Consider the following 16,369-nt stretch of genomic DNA (forward strand, 5'->3'; position numbering starts at 1 on the left):
AGCCTAGCTCCACCGGCCGCTGTCAGTCCTCGCCGAGGTCCTCACGCAGCTGAGCGAGCGTGCGAGCCAGGATTCGCGAGACGTGCATCTGCGATATCCCCACCTTCTCCGCGATCTGTGTCTGGGTCATCGACCCGAAGAATCTGAGCACGACGATGCGACGCTCACGCTCGGGCAACTTCTCGAGCGCGGGGCGCACCGCGAGATAGCTCTCCATCTTCTCGAGTTCGGGATCGTCGGCACCGAGGGTGTCCATCAGCGGCAATCGATCTTCGCTGACCACCGAGTCGACCGAGACGGTCTGATACGCGCTGCGCGCAAGCAACGCCTGCGAGGCTTCCTTGACGTCGATCCCGAGCTCGACGGCGATCTCGCTGGCAGTCGGAGCTCGACCGAGCTTCTGCGACAACGATCCCACCGCCTGGGAGATCATCGAGTTCAGTTCCTTCATGCGCCGCGGCACCCGAACCGACCATCCTGCGTCCCGGAAGTACCGGCGAGCCTCGCCCATGATCGTGGGTACGGCGAACGACACGAAATCCGAACCACGTTCGATGTCGAATCTGTCGACCGCGTTCACCAGACCGAGGCGTGAGACCTGCAGGAGGTCCTCGTGTGCTTCGCCGCGACCGCCGAAGCGGCGGGCGATGTGTTCTGCGAGAGGAAGGCAGCGGGTGATGATGCGATCGCGCAGCACTCGGCGCTGCGGTGAATTCTCGTCGAGCGCTTGCATCTGCTGGATCAGGGCGACAACGTCGCTGTAATCGTCGGACTCTCGCCGTGTGCTTCGTTCGTGCGGCACAGGCACTAGACCTTGCTCCTCCGCTTGACCACGTCGATCGCGACCGTGCGACCTGCTTCGTCGTCTACCGCGTCGTCGGCACGCAGTTCGATGGCGTCGGTCAACGTCTGCAGCACGTGCCAGCCGAAGCTGTCCTTCTTCGGTACGGAAGTGGGTGTCAGGGTGGAGGTGACGACGATTCGGATTCCGGAGTCGCTCACTGCGAACATGCACGACAGCTCGGCATCGGTGACCGAGCCCTTGATCAGCTGCGAGCACACCTCGTCGACGACCAACTTCACATCGGCGATGTCGTCGAGCGTGAAGTCGCTGAGCACTGCGAGGGTTTCGGCGACGGCACGAACCACAGGAAGTTGGTCTGCCTCTGCACGCACCCTCAGCTCGACGGGTGCACCGGAACCTCGCTCCAGTTCTTCGATCTTGCTGACCCCAGCCATCCGCACTTCCCATCGTCGCCGAGCAGTCGTTTTACCGTTCGCCGAGCCAGACTACCCAGCGCCCGGCGTTTCAATCCTGGCAGTCGGAAGCAACACAGGCGTCAGGTGAGCGCTCGGAGCGCTGCCGTTGCCGGCCCCACGAGCCTGCCTGCGCTCATCGTCGCGCCGGCGGATCCCTGCCCGGACGCCACCACCGTGTGCACGAGCACCGCCAACGTCTCTTCCGCCGCAGCGACCCGGTCGACCACGTCCGCCTGGGTACGGCGCGCATCGCACCGGCCCTCGACCACGTCCGCCAGGGCACGCACGAAGTCGGCACCGGCGACACGGACGTCGTCTCCGAGCGCGTGGAACGGCGGAACGGGATCGAGGCGACGTCCCGCAACAGGGATCCCGCGGCCGAGGACACCGACTCCACCGCGTGTTGTGATTGCCGCCAGTACAGCGGCGGTGCTGCGAGAGCGTTCACCGCCACACCGGCTGCGGCACCGACCGCGAGCTCGACGATCCTGTCCACCAAGGCGACCGGATCGGATGCCGATCCGTAGGTGACCATCAGCAGCGCGGTCACCGGTATCCAGATTCCGCTCGTACCGAACTTCGACCAACGGCCCACGAGCGCACCGACGAAGACGCTGACCGCCAGAGCCACACTCGGATGGCCGACGATGCGAACCACGAGTGCCGCGACGAGAACCCCTGCGGTCACCCTGGCGATCTGCTCGGCCGCCGAGCGCAGGCTTCGGCTGATCGTCACCTCGATCAGGAACACCGCTGCGTAGGGAGCGAGGAATGGCTGCGACATCGACAGCAGTTCGGTGGCCAGAGTCCACGCCGCCGCCGCGGCACCCGCCATTTTCGCGGACACCACGACGGTTTCGATCGTCCTGTCTCGCGAGACCGACTGTCGTGTCCACCTCATCGCAGTTCGCCCACCCGACCCCGGTCGACCCGAAACCGCCCGGCCCGGGTGACGGGGACGTAGCGAACTGGCACGATCATCGATGTGGACTACTCGCAGGCACTTCGCTCTCTCGCTCGACGTCTCGGCACATCGACCTCGTACCGAGGCTGGGACGACACCGTTCGCGAAGTGAGCGACGACACCCTGCGTCGAGTGCTCGCCGCGCGCGGCTACGCAACCGAATCGACCGAGGACGTCGACCGAGCTCGGGCCGACATCGAGAACGCGCCGTGGCGGCGTCTGCTTCCGCCGGTGGTGGTGGCGACCCAGGGCACCGATGCAGTGGTGTGGGTGCATGTGCCACACGGCAATCCGGTCGAGGTCTCGATGGTCTCCGAGGACGGCGAGACCATCGAGGTGACCCAAGCCGACGTCTGGGTCGATCCCCGTGAGGTCGACGGCCGCCTGATCGGTCGCGCCACGTTCGTCGTTCCCGGCAGCGCACCGCTCGGTTGGCACAGCCTGACCGCGACGACGATCAGCGAGGACAACACGGTCCGAACCTCGGACACGGTCGTGGTGGTCACGCCGAAGTCGTTGTCCCCCAATGCAGAACTGGCAGACCGGCAGCGCACGGGTTTGCTCACCCAGTTGTATTCGGTGCGATCGAAGCGGTCGTGGGGAATCGGTGATCTCGGTGACCTGGAGGACATGGTCGACATCGCGGGCCGCCAGCACGGGTTCGACTACCTTCTCGTCAATCCGCTGCACGCCGACCGACCCACCACACCGGTCGAGGCGTCGCCCTACCTGCCGACCACCCGCCGGTTCTTCAACTCGCTCTACATCCGCGTGGAGAACATTCGCGAGACCGCACTGCTGTCGCCGCAACAGTTCGCCAAGGTCGAGAAAGCCGCGAAGCGTTTCGACAAGGCCAACAAGCGAACCGGGAAGCTGAACCGAGACTCGACATTCAGGGCAAAACTGCGTGCCCTGGAACGTGTTCACAAGGTGGAACGAAGCCCGGCCCGCGAGTCCGCATTCCGTGCATTCGTCGAACGGGAGGGTTCCGGACTGCGCGATTTCGCGGTGTGGAGCGCATTGGCGGAGAAATTCGGACCCGAGAATTCGGCGTGGACCGACAGAGCAGCGCACCCACGGACCGACTTCGTGCTCGAGCAGCGCACCAAGCTCGCCGAGCGCATCGACTTCCACATGTGGCTGCAGTGGATCTGCGACGAGCAGTTGGCCGCCGCGCAGCGTGCGGCGCTCGATGCGGGAATGGACATCGGCATCATGCACGACCTCGCCGTCGGCGTGGCGCGGGGCGGAGCCGACGCGTGGGCGCTCGGTGACGTGCTCGCGTCGGGAGTCACGGTGGGCGCACCGCCGGACAACTTCAACCAGCAGGGCCAGAACTGGAATCAACCCCCGTGGGATCCCGACCGACTCCGCGAGCTGGCATACGTGCCGTACCGGGACATGCTGCGCACGATCCTGCGTCATGCCGGCGGTATCCGCGTCGACCACATCCTGGGCCTGTTCCGCCTGTGGTGGATTCCGCAGGAGGCCGAGAACGCAGGCGGCGGAACGTATGTCGAGTACGACCACGAGGCCCTGATCGGCATCCTGGCCCTCGAGGCCGAACGCGCAGGCGCGGTGGTCGTCGGTGAGGATCTCGGCGTCTTCGAGCCGATGGTGCAGGAGTACCTCACCGAACGCGGCATCTTCGGCACCTCGATCCTGTGGTTCGAGGCCGACGAATCCGGACCGATCCCGCCCGAGAACTACCGCAGTCTGTGTCTGACGTCGGTGACCACGCACGACCTGCCGCCCACGGCCGGATATCTCGACGGCGAACACATCGACCTGCGATCACGTCTCGGCCTTCTCGAACGCGATATCGACTCCGAGAAGGAGGTCGACGCGAAAAAACGCGAGGCGGTCCTCGAGCTGGCGCGTGAGCGCGGATTGCTCGACGCCGACGCCGACAACCACCGAACGGTGGAAGCTCTGCATCGCCTCGTCCAGCGCAGTCCGTCCCTGCTGATCGGTGTCGCTCTCGTCGACGCAGTCGGAGAACATCGCATCCAGAACCAGCCCGGCACCGACGAAACCCAGTACGAGAACTGGAAGATCCCGTTGGCCGACGCCGAAGGCAAGCGAGTACTCGTCGACGACCTCGTCGATCACCCGCGCATGGTGTCGTTGGTGAACGCAATGACCGACCGCGTCGACGGCCCGAGAACGCCGGGGTCCACAATCGAAGAATGAGTCACCGTCGTCACCGCGAATCCAACCGACACTGATGGGCCGCATCACTACCCGCAGACCCGTCGTCCGACTCAGGAGTGGGCACCGCGTCGAGCGCCCGGACACCCTCGTGGTGGAGGAGCCGATGGAGTTGAGAGTCGACGGCACAGCGCTGGCCGTCACCATGCGAACTCCCGGCCACGACGTCGAGCTCGCTCACGGCTTCCTGCTGACCGAAGGTGTGATCGCCTCGGGGGCCGATATCGCAGCGGCTCGCTACTGCGACGGGGTCGACGACGAGGGCGCGAACACCTACAACGTCCTCGACGTCACCCTGGCCGAGGGTGTCGCTCCACCGGAGACCGGCGTCGAACGGAACTTCTACACGACGTCCTCGTGCGGGGTGTGCGGCAAGGGATCGTTGGACGCAATTCGATTGCGCACCAAGCATTCCCCCGTGGCCGATTCGGTCGTCGTGACGTCCGATACTCTGTCCGGGCTACCCGACACGTTGCGGGCCGCGCAGAAGGTCTTCGATGCCACCGGCGGTCTGCATGCCGCCGCCCTGTTCACCGCAGACGGCGAGATGCTCGTTCTACGTGAGGATGTCGGACGCCACAACGCCGTCGACAAGGTGGTCGGTTGGGCGGTGACCAACGATCGAATTCCCCTGCAGGCCACAGTGCTCATGGTCAGCGGCCGCGCCTCGTTCGAATTGGCCCAGAAGGCCGTGATGTCCGGAATACCGATTCTCGCAGCGGTCTCGGCCCCGTCCTCGCTTGCGGTCGACCTCGCCACCGAGTCCGGTTTGACGGTCGTCGGCTTCCTCCGCGGTAGGTCCATGAACATCTACTCTCACGCCCACCGCGTTCACGTCTCAGACGTCGGCGTCCACCAGTAGTTCGGCAGCGGTCGCATTTCTGACCTCGTCGACGGACACACCGGGCGCGGTCTCGACGAGGCGCAGTCCGCGTTCGGTGACGTCGAGTACGGCCATGTCCGAGATGATGCGGTGCACGCAGCCTTTGCCGGTGAGCGGCAGAGAGCAGCGTTCGAGGATCTTCGGCTCACCCTTGCGAGAGACGTGTTCCATCATCACGATGACGCGTCGCGCTCCGTGCACCAGGTCCATCGCGCCACCCATCCCCTTGACCATGTGCCCGGGAATCATCCAGTTCGCCAGATCACCGGTGGCGCTGACCTGCATCGCCCCCAGTACTGCGACGTCGACCTGGCCGCCACGGATCATTCCGAACGACTGCGCGGAGTCGAAGTAGGACGCACCGGGCAGGACCGTGATGGTCTCCTTGCCCGCGTTGATGATCTCGGCGTCGAGTTCGTCCTCGGTGGGATAGGGGCCGACACCGAGCACTCCGTTCTCCGAATGCAGGATCACCGATACGTCGGTGGGGATGTAGTTGGGCACGAGAGTCGGCATGCCGATGCCGAGGTTGACGTACTGACCGTCGCCGAGTTCCTGCGCCACCCGAGCCGCCATCTGTTCGCGGGTCATCTTCTCGCTCATGCTCGTACCGTCCTCTGCTCGATGCCGACCTCGACCGGTCCGACGTGGACCACCCGCTGCACGTGAATACCCGGGGTGTGTATCTCGTCCGGTCCGATCTCCCCCGGCTCGACCAGATGCTCGACCTGTGCGACGGTGATGCGCCCCGACTCGGCGGCCGGCGGGTTGAAGTTTCGTGCACTGGCGTGGAACACCAGGTTGCCGTGTCGGTCGCCCTTCCATGCGTGCACGAGCGCGTAGTCGGCGACTATTCCGCGTTCCATCACGTAGGTGACACCGTCGAATTCGCGGGTCTCCTTGGGAGGACTGGCCAGTGCGATACCGCCGCTGCCGTCGTAACGCAACGGCAATCCGCCGTCTGCGACCTGAGTTCCGACCCCTGCGGGGGTGAAGAACGCCGGAATGCCGGCACCGCCCGCTCGCAGTCGCTCGGCGAGGGTGCCCTGCGGGGTGAGCTCGACCTCGAGTTCTCCGGAGAGATACTGCCGCGCGAACTCCTTGTTCGAACCGACGTACGAGCTGATGGTCCGGCGAATACGGTGCTGCGCCAGCAGCACTCCCAAGCCGAAGCCATCCGTCCCGCAGTTGTTGCTGATGGTTTCCAGATCGGTCGCACCCTGCGCGAGCACGGCGTCGATGAGAATCTCCGGCACTCCGACCAATCCGAAACCGCCGACGGCGATCGACGATCCGTCGGGAATGTCCGCTACGGCTTCGGTGGCGCTGGCCACGACTTTGTCCAACATGAGACGCACGCTACCGCATGTTGTGCGGAATATGAACAGGTTGCCACAATGCGAACATCTCGCTATGGTGTCTGTTGCGTAGATCACCACAATCGTGAGGAACCTTCGATGCTTCTTCTCCCGCCCGAGTATCGGGATCAATCGGGGGTCCATGCCCCGCTCGACTTCCTCGAGTACCGGACCACCGCTCTTCGGCATCCGGCGCAGCCGCTGACCCTGCTCCCCCAGCGACTCACCGAGATCACCGGACCGGTGCTGGGCGAGGGACGTGTCACCGCCGCCGACGCCGATCTCACCCTGGCGAACGGCGGTGAGGCACAAGGGCAGAGGATCATCGTGCACGGCCGCGTACTCGACAGCGACGGCAGGGCGATTCCGAACACCCTCGTCGAGGTGTGGCAAGCCAATGCAGGCGGCCGTTACCGCCACACCGGCGATCGGTGGCCTGCACCGCTCGATCCGCACTTCAACGGCACCGGACGCGTTCTCACCGATGCCGAGGGTCGATACCGTTTCACCACGATCAAGCCGGGCGCATACCCGTGGGGCAACCACCACAACGCGTGGCGGCCGGCCCACATTCACTTCTCGCTGTTCGGCCAGGCGTTCACTCAGCGACTGGTGACCCAGATGTACTTCCCGGACGACCCCATGTTCTTTCAGGATCCGATCTTCAACGCCGCACCCGAGGACTCGCGAGCCCGAATGATCGGCGCGTTCGATTACGAAGCGACACAGGACAACTGGGCCCTCGGATTCCGATTCGACATCGTGCTCCGCGGCCGAAACGCCACCCCCTTCGAGGAAGACGACCACGATGACTGATCCCGAGTTCGCCCCGCGCTACCCGGTGGTCTCCGGTGCCGACTTCACCACCGCACCGTTCGGCCAGACGCCGTCTCAGACAGTGGGTCCATACGTCCATATCGGACTGCTGTGGCCCGACGGTGAGAGCGTGGTACCGCAGGGCACCGACGGCGAGATCACCGTCTCGTTCACGGTCATCGACGGAGCCCGAAACCCCATGTCCGACGCCATGATAGAGACCTGGCAGGCCGATGCCTACGGCCGGTTCGATCACCCCGACGATCCGCGCGGCGCGGTGGCGTCACGCACAGTCGGTTTCCGCGGCTTCGGGCGCGCGTTCGCGGACGAGACCGGGACGATGTCGATCACCACGATCAAGCCCGGACCGTTGCCGGCCGAGGACGATCGTGTCGAAGCACCGCACATCGACGTCAGCGTCTTCGCTCGCGGGATGCTCGACCGAGCTGTGACACGGGTGTACTTTCCCGACGAAGTCGAGGCCAATGCGGTCGATCCGGTGTTGTCCGCCATGCCTGCGCACAAGCGTGCCAGACTCGTCGCAGCACCGGTCCACGGTGGGTATCACCTGGACATCGTGCTGCAGAACACCGATCCGGACGGCGACGAGACTCCGTTCTTCGCGCTGTGACACACGATTGCCGAGAGGGGACGATGGAATCCGAGCGAGGGGCACTGTTCGATCCGACGTTCGGTAGCGATACCGTTGCGCCGCTCGTAGGCGACCGAGCCTGGGTGACAGCGATGTTCGCCGTCGAGGCGGCGCTCTCCCGGGCCGCGGTCACGGTCGGTCTCGTGCAGGCCGGTCACGCCGAGGTCGTCACCTCTGTTGCGACCGAACTCGGAGCGGGACTGGACATCGCGAGGCTCGGAGTGGATTCGGCGGCCGGAGGCAATCCGGTGATCCCGTTGGTGAAGATCCTTCGCAGCGAGGTGGCCGAGGCCGATGTTCCTGCTACGGCAGTGCATCCCGGGGCCACCAGCCAGGACATCATGGACACCGCGCTGATGCTCGTCTCCCGCGATGCGCTCGGTGCGATCGAGGGCTCGCTCGACGCCGCGAGTGCGGCAGCGCGGGGTCTTGCTCTGACCCACCGGACCACCCCGATGGCGGCGCGCACTCTCGGACAGCAGGCATTGCCCACCACCTTCGGTCTGGTGGCCGCGAACTGGTTCTCGGGGTTGCGCCGCGCGCAGACCGGGATCGCGGCCGTTCGACGTGCGTGCGCCGTCCAGTACGGCGGTGCTGCAGGCACTCTCGCGGCCGTGTATCCGCACGGACCCGCCATCGCAGCGGCGATGGCCGTCGAACTGGGCTTGGCTCGACAGAACACTCCCTGGCACACCGACCGCACCGCGATCGCCGACATCGCGTGTTCCCTGGGCATCGCGGCAGGAACGATCGGCAAGATCGCCCAGGACATCGTGTCGATGTCCGCCACCGAGTTGGGCGAGGTCTCGGAGGACGCGCCGGGTGGATCATCGGCGATGCCGCACAAGCGAAATCCCGTTGCGGCCATCACCGCTCGGGCTGCGGCCCGGCGAGTCCCGGGTGCGGTGTCGACGGTCTTGTCGAACATGGACCACGAACATCAGCGCGCCGCAGGAGCGTGGCATGCCGAATGGGAGACGATCACCGATCTGCTGCGCTTCACCGGTGGTGCCGCCCATCGACTCTCGCAGAGCCTGAGCGGGTTGCACGTTCATCCGGAGGCGATGGGCCGCAATCTCGATGCGACGGGTGGAGCGCTGCTCGCCGAACGTGTCACCGCGGCATTGGCAGCGCACACCGAGCAGGCCCGCGAGATAGTCACTGCGCGATGCGCGGTGGGAGCGCCGCTGGACAGCGACCCTGCCATCACGGCATTCCTGCCACCGTCGACGGTGCGCGAACTACTCGATCCGGCCGCGTATCTCGGCCACGCGCCCGAGCTGGTCGACGCGATCCTCGCCGAGCACGCCCTCGACACCGAACTCACCACAGAATCGAAGGATTCACGATGACCGTCGCACTTGCTCACGAACGCACCGAAGGACCCCGCGCCGACGCGGAGACCGTCGTGCTGATCGGATCGCTCGGCTCCGACCGATCGATGTGGAACCCGCAGATCGGACCACTGTCCGCTTCTGCCCATGTGGTCGCCGTCGATCTTCGTGGGCACGGGGCATCGCCGGTGCCATCGGGCCCGTACTCCGTCGCAGAACTGGCCGAAGATGTTCTGGCACTGATCGATTCCCTGAATCTACGGCGTGTACACATCGTCGGTCTCTCGCTCGGCGGCGCAGTCTCGCAGTGGATCGCCATCCACCGCCCGGAGCGCGTGATCACTCTGACGTTGCTGTGCACCTCGGCCAGGTTCGGTGAGCCGGCGCAATGGCTCGATCGGGCCGCAACGGTCAGGTCGGCGGGAACCGCGTCCCTGGCCGACGCCGTCCTCCAGCGCTGGTTCACCCCCGAACTGGCCGCTCGCGACGTCGATCTCGTCGACCGGCATCGCCGGATGATCGCCGGCACGTCCGACGAGGGCTACGCAGCATGCTGTGAGGCGTTGTCGGATTGGGACTCTCGTTCGGATCTGAACCGCATCACCGCTCCGACCCTGGTGATCGCGGGCCGGCAGGACCCCTCGACCACGCCCGAGGACCTGAAGATCATCGCCGACGGCGTCATCGGATCGACGTTCCGAGTTCTCGACCCGGCCGCGCACCTGGCCAACGTCGAACAAGCCGGGCTCGTCACCGCGGCGATCGCCGCACACATCGGAGCGGATGCGTATGCGCTCGGACGCGCAGCTGCCCACGATGCCGGAATGGCGGTGCGGCGCAGCATCCTCGGTGATGCGCACGTCGACCGCAGCGTCGCCGCGCGAACCGACTTCACCGCACCGTTCCAGGACTTCATCACCCGCACTGCATGGGGTGACATCTGGAATCGGCCAGGACTCGATCACCACACCCGCCGACTGCTGACCCTGGCGATCCTGACGGCGGTGGGCAACCAGCACGAACTCGACATGCACATTCGGGCCGCCCTGCGAGCGGGCACTGCGCCGGACACGATGGCGGAGGTGTTCCTGCACACCGCGGTGTACGCGGGAGTTCCGAACAGCAACAGTGCATTCGGTCTCGCGAACACGGCCATCGCCGAGACATCGGCCGAGACCGAATCGGGTACCTCGTGAACTCCGCGGAATCGCCGCCGCCGTCCTCGGACTACGTCCAGTCACTGGGCCGTGGTCTTGCGGTGATCCGAGCCTTCGACGCCGAGCATCCGCGTCGAACACTCTCCGATGTCGCCCGAGCCACCGACCTCACCCGAGCCACCGCTCGGCGGTTCCTGCTCACCCTCGTCGAACTCGGCTACGTCCGTACCGACGGCTCGATGTTCTGGCTCACCCCGCGAGTGCTCGAGCTGGGCTACAGCTACCTGTCGAGCCTGTCGCTCCCGGAAGTCTCGGGACCGCACCTGGAGGCTCTCGCCGAACGAGTGCGCGAGTCGTCCTCGGTCTCGATTCTCGATGGTGACGACGTGGTGTACGTCGCCCGTGTTCCGGTCAGCCGCATCATGACCGTCGGCATCAACATCGGCACCCGATTTCCCGCGTTCGCAACATCGATGGGGCGCGTGCTGTTGGCCGGACTGCCTGCCGACGAACTCGCGGCATACCTCGATCGGGTGCGGTTGACTCCGCTCACCGGTAAGACCATCACCACTGCCGACGCGCTCGGCCGCGAACTCGACCGGGTCCGATCCGACGGCTTCTGCCTGGTGGACCAGGAACTCGAAGAGGGTTTGCGCTCCATCGCGGCTCCCATCCACGACGGACACGGAGCCGTGGTCGCAGCGGCGAACGTCTCGACCCAGGCCGCGCGGCATTCCGCCGATGCGGTGCGCACCGAACTGCTACCGGCTCTGCTCGACGCCACCCGCGCCATCGAGATCGACCTGCTCCGGGTGAGCACCGGACCCAACGACAAGCGAGGAACCACCCATGCCTGATGCCGTGATCTGCGAACCACTTCGGACCCCGGTCGGTCGCTTCGGCGGCCAGTTCAAGGACATCTCCGCCCAGGCTCTTGCCGGTGCGGTGATCGCCGAACTGGTCACCCGCACGGGCATTTCCGGTGCCGACATCGACGACGTGATCCTCGGTCAGGCGTCCCCGAACGGCGATGCACCGGCCATCGGACGCATTGCCGCGCTCGATGCAGATCTGGGTATCGACGTCCCCGGGATGCAGGTCGACCGTCGCTGCGGCTCCGGTCTGCAAGCGGTGTTGCAGGCGTGCATGCAGGTCCAGTCCGGCGGCAACGATCTGGTGCTGGCGGGCGGTGTCGAGAGCATGAGTCAGACCGAGTTCTACGCCACCGGCATGCGCTGGGGCGTCAAGGCCGAGGCCGTGGCTCTGTCCGACCGCCTCGCCCGGGCGCGAGTGACCGCGGGCGGCAAGAACTTTCCGGTTCCCGGCGGCATGATCGAAACCGCAGAGAACCTGCGCGCGGAGTTCTCCATCAGCCGCGCCGATCAGGACGCACTCGCAGTCCAGTCCCACCGACGTGCAGTCGCCGCGCAGAACAGCGGTGTGTTCGCCGAGGAGATCGTGGGAGTGTCGGTCCCCCAACGTAGATCGGATCCGTTGCTCGTCACCACCGACGAGCATCCGCGAGCCGACACCACCGTGGAGTCACTGGCGAAGCTGAAGGCGATCCGCGCGTCGATCGACCCCGAGTCGACCGTCACCGCAGGAAACGCCAGCGGACAGAACGACGGTGCCGCCATCGCCATCGTCACCACCCCGGAAAAAGCTGCCGCACTGGGCCTTCGGCCGCTGGCACGATTGGCGGGCTGGGGCGTCGCAGGCGTGGCTCCACGCACGATGGGGATCGGGCCGGTCCCCGCGAGCGAGAAGGCACTGGGACGGCTGGGACTGAGTCTCGACGACATGGGCATCATCGAACTCAACGAAGCATTCGCCGCGCAGGCTCTCGCCGTGACCAGGTCCTGGGGCATCGACCCCGACGATCCGCGACTGAACCCACACGGGTCCGGCATCTCGCTCGGCCATCCCGTCGGAGCCACCGGAGCCCGCATTCTGGCGACGCTGTTGCGCGAAATGGACCGCCGAGAGGTCCGCTACGGACTCGAGACGATGTGCATCGGCGGCGGCCAGGGACTCGCTGCGGTGTTCGAGCGAATCGGCTGACCACCGTCCGGTGACTGCTACTGCAGTTGCGCCGCCAGTCGCACGGCCGAATTGGTCTCTCCGTAGCCCTCGTAGCCACCCACGCGCTGGACCACCTCGAAGAACAGGTCGTCGCCGACGGTCTCGGTGAAGAAGTGGAAGAACTCGCCGCCGGTCGCGTCCGCGTCGTACAGGATCCCCAGACGCTGCATCGCGTCCAGGGTCTCGGGGCCGAGCCCGAATCGCGCGTCGAGATCGCGATAGTAGTTGGGCGAGATCCGCAACGGGGTGAGCCCGCGTTCGGTCATCGCTCTCGCAGCGGCATGGATGTCCTCGCATCCGAACGCCACGTGTCCGACGCCTCCGCGCCGGGCCGCGGGAAGCGGGTCCGAGTCGGACGGGCGGCCGGGAACCATGTTGAGCGAGAGTCGAATCGTGCCGTTGGCGGTGGCGAGGGTGAGGGCTCGGCTGCGAACCAGGCCTATCGCGTCGACGACGTCCTGGCCCTCGTGTGGCACCATGCCGAACACCGAGCGCAGCAGCAGCATCACCCCGTCCCAGCTCTCGGCAGGCACGGCGAGCGCGATGTGATCCACGTGCGTGACGCATGCCCGGTTCTCCTCCACCACCCTCGGCACCAGATCGAACGCCGATTGCCAGGCACCCGCACTGTCGCGGGTGCGTAGGTCCAGCGACGTTGCACCGGTCACGGCCAGGCGCACCACCGCATCGGTCGCGTCGGCCACACCGGGCATGGAGACGGTGGATGCGGTGACTCCCAGTGCGCGGGCCCGAGTCAGCCACAGATCCGGGCGCTCGCTGCGAACCCCGATCTGGGCCAACGCCGGTAGATGAGCCGGGACACCCGGCGCCGTCCACAACGTGTCCACCGTGGTGTCGACGGCGACGGCCAGCGGACCCTGGGTGAACAGGCTGAGTCCGTGTTCGCTGTGTGCTGCGGTGAGATCGAAGCCCAGGTGCCGCAGTGTGGTGCCCAGCTGCGCTGCTTTCGCAGGCCCTGCCGCGATCCGCAGGGAGACGACGTTCTCGATCGGACCCGGCGGTGGCGGCGCGAACAGATCGTTTCCGTCCGTGGGTGTTTCGACGCCGCGCACCTGCTCCTGGAGGTACAGCAGCGACCGGTGCGCGTCGGATGCCGTGCGGCCGGTGTCGGAGTGCCGGAAGACGTCGTTGAAGATTTCGAGCGACCACGGGCCGGAATACCCGGAGGCGGCGACATCGGCTCCGAAGCGCGCCAGATCGAAGCTGCCCTGCCCGGGGAAGCACCGGTGGTGCCTGCTCCACTGCAGTACGTCCATCACCAGGTGCGGGGCGTCGGCCAACTGGAGGAAGAAGATCTTCTCGCCCGGGATCTCGCGAATGCCTGCGGAATCGTCACCGCGAGAGAGGATGTGGAAGCTGTCCAGGCACGTTCCCAGCGCGGGATGATCGACCTGCCGAACGATGTCCCAGGCATGGCGATAGGTGCTGACGTGGGCACCCCACGCCAACGCCTCGTACGCCAGTCGCATTCCGCGCCGATGCGCACGTTCGGCGAGGGTTGCCATCTGCTCGACCAGCAGGGCGTCGTCACGGACGGCACCGGCCAGCGGCGAGGAGCAGACCAACAGCAGATCGCACCCCAGCTGTTCCATCACGTCGAATTTGTGTTCGGCGCGAACGAGATTGCGGGCGAACTGTTCCGGATCGGCCGAGTCGGCGTCACGGAAGGGCTGATAGAGGTCGACGGTCAGACCGAGGTCGGCTGCTTTCTTCGCGACGTCCTCGGGAAGGTCGGGCGAGCTGATCAGGTCCGGCTCGAACACCTCGAAACCGTCGAACCCGGCCTCAGCGATGGCGCGCATCTTCTCGTCCAGCGAACCGCTGAGCGATACCGTGGCCACCGACGTTGCGATGCGCGTCATGCCAGAACCCCTGCGGTCGCGCGATCCTCCAGCGCGATCAGCGCGCTCATGTGCGCGATCATGCGATCGGCGTCCGCAGTGCGTCCGGTGAATATCTCGAACGCGTCCGCGGCCTGGAACACTGCCATTCCGGTTCCGCTGAGCGTTCGGCACCCAGCTCGGGATGCAGCAGCGAGCAATTCGGTTTCGGCGGGCCGATACACGACCTCGGCGACCCACATCCTCGGGTTCAGCAGTGACTCGGGCACAGCAGATCCGGGATGTTCGACCATTCCGATCGGGGTGGCATGCACCAGGCCGGTCGCGGTGTCGAGAACGGCGGCGAGCCGGTCGAGGCCCGCCGAGAGGATCTCGACGTCCGGGAACATCACGGACAAGGATTCCCGTAGTTGTTGTGCCCGCAGCGGATCGGCGTCCACGAGGGTGAGCCTGCCTGCGCCGCGGCGGGCCATCGCGTAGGCGACGGCCGCCCCTGCTCCCCCGGCACCGAGTTGCACCACGTCGCCTAGGTCGGCACCGGGTAATCCGCGGCCGAAGTTGCGATCGAATCCGGACCAGTCGGTGTTGTGGCCGACGGCCCGGCCGTCGGCGAACACCACGGTGTTGACGGCTCCGAGTCGGGCGGCGTCCTCGGAGAGCGCATCGAGAGAGGAGATGACGCGTTGTTTGCACGGGTGCGTGATGTTGAGTCCCCGAAATCCGAGGTCCGCTGCGGTGGAGACGAGACGGGGAAGGTCCTCTACGGTCAGTCCACGGCTGTCCAGGTCGATGATCCGATATTGGTAGGTCAGCCCGTGCTCGGAGCCCTCTCGTTCGTGCATCGCGGGCGTGAGCGACTTGCCGATACCCGTCCCGATCAGTCCGCAGAGCAGGGATTCCGGCATGTCGATCTCCTCGAGCCTTAATGTACGAATTGGTGAATTAGCTCGACGGTACTACGCGACTGCCTCGCGCCCAACCCTTTCGCCACAATCGGCGCCGATAGAGTTGCTCCATGGCTCCGCGCGCAACCGACACGTCCGACGACACCAGCGGACCCGGCGTCAAGCGTCGACGCAACAGCGACCTGACCCGGCACAACATCCTCGAGGTGGCCACCGAGGAGTTCGCGGACAAGGGCTTCGCAGGAGCGCGCATCGACGAGATCGCCGAGCGGACACACACGACCAAGCGAATGTTGTACTACTACTTCACCGACAAGGAAGGCCTGTACAAGGCCGTGCTCGAACGGTCGTACATGCGCATTCGCGAGCGCGAACGAGACGTGGACGTCGAAGGCCTCGGACCGGTCGAGGCCATTCGTGCCATCGCATCGCTGACATTCGACCATCACGAGGAAAATCCCGACTTCATTCGCCTGGTCTCCACCGAGAACATCCTTCGCGGCGAACACATCTCCACGTCCGAGGCCTTGAGCAACCTCGGCAATCCCGCCGCGGAGCTGCTGTCGAGCATCCTGGCGCGAGGCCAGGCGGACGGCGTGTTCCGGACGGACGTCGATGCCCTCGACGTGCACATGACGATCAGCAGCTTCTGTGTGTTCCGCCTGTCGAATCGGTACACCTTCGAGGCCCTGTTCGGCCGTGACCTCACCGATCCCCGGCATCGAGACCGGCTGCGCTCGATGCTCGGCGACATGATCATCGCGTTCCTGACCTCGCCTTCTCGCTGAAATTCGCGATTTCTCGGTAGGTCTCGTCACGTCAGGGGTTGACACGTGGCATGGATCACGTTCAGTATTCAGAGGCACCCGGTGTTAACCATTTAGT

At 65.9% G+C, this 16,369-nt stretch carries 16 protein-coding genes; 9 read left to right on the forward strand and 7 right to left on the reverse strand.

What is annotated here, in order from left to right; all coding sequences use genetic code 11:
- Positions 1–22: 22 nt before the first annotated feature.
- From CH249_RS00945 to CH249_RS00955, 3 genes are all read right to left on the reverse strand, one after another.
- Positions 23–808, reverse strand: coding sequence for a SigB/SigF/SigG family RNA polymerase sigma factor (locus tag CH249_RS00945; protein WP_032394586.1), 786 nt, complete (start codon positions 806–808; stop codon positions 23–25).
- On the reverse strand, positions 808–1,239 hold the full coding sequence (locus CH249_RS00950) for an anti-sigma factor (protein ID WP_045194606.1): 432 nt from the start codon (positions 1,237–1,239) through the stop codon (positions 808–810). The genes CH249_RS00945 and CH249_RS00950 overlap by 1 nt, the downstream gene beginning before the upstream one ends.
- A 154-nt stretch (positions 1,240–1,393) precedes the next feature.
- Entirely contained in the window at positions 1,394–2,161 is a 768-nt protein-coding gene (locus CH249_RS00955; RefSeq protein WP_094682565.1) for an aromatic acid exporter family protein, read from the reverse strand.
- An 84-nt stretch (positions 2,162–2,245) separates the two neighbouring features.
- Between CH249_RS00955 and malQ the strand changes: the two genes are divergently transcribed.
- Complete coding sequence (gene malQ / locus CH249_RS00960) at positions 2,246–4,417, forward strand: 4-alpha-glucanotransferase (RefSeq protein WP_094682566.1); 2,172 nt, start codon at positions 2,246–2,248, stop codon at positions 4,415–4,417.
- A gap of 34 nt (positions 4,418–4,451) precedes the next feature.
- On the forward strand, positions 4,452–5,297 hold the full coding sequence (gene fdhD, locus CH249_RS00965; RefSeq protein WP_094631080.1) for a formate dehydrogenase accessory sulfurtransferase FdhD: 846 nt from the start codon (positions 4,452–4,454) through the stop codon (positions 5,295–5,297).
- Here fdhD and CH249_RS00970 read toward each other — a convergent pair.
- Positions 5,274–5,921 carry a CoA transferase subunit B gene (locus CH249_RS00970; RefSeq protein ID WP_094631079.1) on the reverse strand — a complete coding sequence of 216 codons (648 nt, stop codon included), beginning with the start codon at positions 5,919–5,921 and terminating at the stop codon, positions 5,274–5,276. The two genes, fdhD and CH249_RS00970, sit on opposite strands and share 24 nt — an antisense overlap.
- Positions 5,918–6,667, reverse strand: a complete 750-nt coding sequence (locus CH249_RS00975; protein ID WP_179272913.1) for a CoA transferase subunit A — start codon at positions 6,665–6,667, stop codon at positions 5,918–5,920. Before CH249_RS00975 ends, CH249_RS00970 begins: the two co-directional genes overlap by 4 nt.
- 108 nt (positions 6,668–6,775) lie before the next feature.
- Between CH249_RS00975 and pcaH the strand changes: the two genes are divergently transcribed.
- Genes pcaH through CH249_RS01005 form a run of 6 tightly spaced genes read left to right on the forward strand, consistent with a single transcriptional unit; the run spans position 6,776 to position 12,696 of the window.
- Positions 6,776–7,492, forward strand: coding sequence for a protocatechuate 3,4-dioxygenase subunit beta (gene pcaH, locus CH249_RS00980; protein WP_094682567.1), 717 nt, complete (start codon positions 6,776–6,778; stop codon positions 7,490–7,492).
- A complete protein-coding gene (gene pcaG / locus CH249_RS00985) occupies positions 7,485–8,123 on the forward strand; it encodes a protocatechuate 3,4-dioxygenase subunit alpha (RefSeq protein ID WP_094682568.1) in 639 nt (212 codons plus the stop codon). The genes pcaH and pcaG overlap by 8 nt, the downstream gene beginning before the upstream one ends.
- A 23-nt stretch (positions 8,124–8,146) precedes the next feature.
- Positions 8,147–9,496: a 3-carboxy-cis,cis-muconate cycloisomerase gene (pcaB, locus tag CH249_RS00990; protein ID WP_094682569.1), complete on the forward strand. Its 1,350-nt coding sequence runs from the start codon at positions 8,147–8,149 to the stop codon at positions 9,494–9,496.
- Complete coding sequence (gene pcaD / locus CH249_RS00995; protein ID WP_094682570.1) at positions 9,493–10,674, forward strand: 3-oxoadipate enol-lactonase; 1,182 nt, start codon at positions 9,493–9,495, stop codon at positions 10,672–10,674. The genes pcaB and pcaD overlap by 4 nt, the downstream gene beginning before the upstream one ends.
- On the forward strand, positions 10,671–11,492 hold the full coding sequence (locus CH249_RS01000) for an IclR family transcriptional regulator (RefSeq protein WP_094631076.1): 822 nt from the start codon (positions 10,671–10,673) through the stop codon (positions 11,490–11,492). Before pcaD ends, CH249_RS01000 begins: the two co-directional genes overlap by 4 nt.
- The gene (locus CH249_RS01005) at positions 11,485–12,696 is read left to right on the forward strand and encodes an acetyl-CoA C-acetyltransferase (protein ID WP_032394595.1); all 1,212 of its coding nucleotides are present in this window, start codon (positions 11,485–11,487) and stop codon (positions 12,694–12,696) included. Before CH249_RS01000 ends, CH249_RS01005 begins: the two co-directional genes overlap by 8 nt.
- Positions 12,697–12,713: 17 nt before the next feature.
- On the opposite strand, the gene CH249_RS01010 is transcribed toward CH249_RS01005, so the two are convergent.
- Both CH249_RS01010 and CH249_RS01015 read right to left on the reverse strand, forming a co-directional pair.
- Positions 12,714–14,600, reverse strand: coding sequence for a sugar phosphate isomerase/epimerase and 4-hydroxyphenylpyruvate domain-containing protein (locus tag CH249_RS01010; RefSeq protein ID WP_094682571.1), 1,887 nt, complete (start codon positions 14,598–14,600; stop codon positions 12,714–12,716).
- Positions 14,597–15,484: a shikimate dehydrogenase gene (locus CH249_RS01015; RefSeq protein WP_094682572.1), complete on the reverse strand. Its 888-nt coding sequence runs from the start codon at positions 15,482–15,484 to the stop codon at positions 14,597–14,599. Before CH249_RS01015 ends, CH249_RS01010 begins: the two co-directional genes overlap by 4 nt.
- 110 nt (positions 15,485–15,594) lie before the next feature.
- On the opposite strand from CH249_RS01015, the gene CH249_RS01020 reads away from it, so the two are divergent.
- Entirely contained in the window at positions 15,595–16,272 is a 678-nt protein-coding gene (locus tag CH249_RS01020; protein WP_032394598.1) for a TetR/AcrR family transcriptional regulator, read from the forward strand.
- Positions 16,273–16,369 lie beyond the last annotated feature (97 nt).

This window comes from Rhodococcus sp. 05-2255-3B1 (genome assembly GCF_002258545.1).
Lineage (GTDB): Bacteria > Actinomycetota > Actinomycetes > Mycobacteriales > Mycobacteriaceae > Rhodococcoides.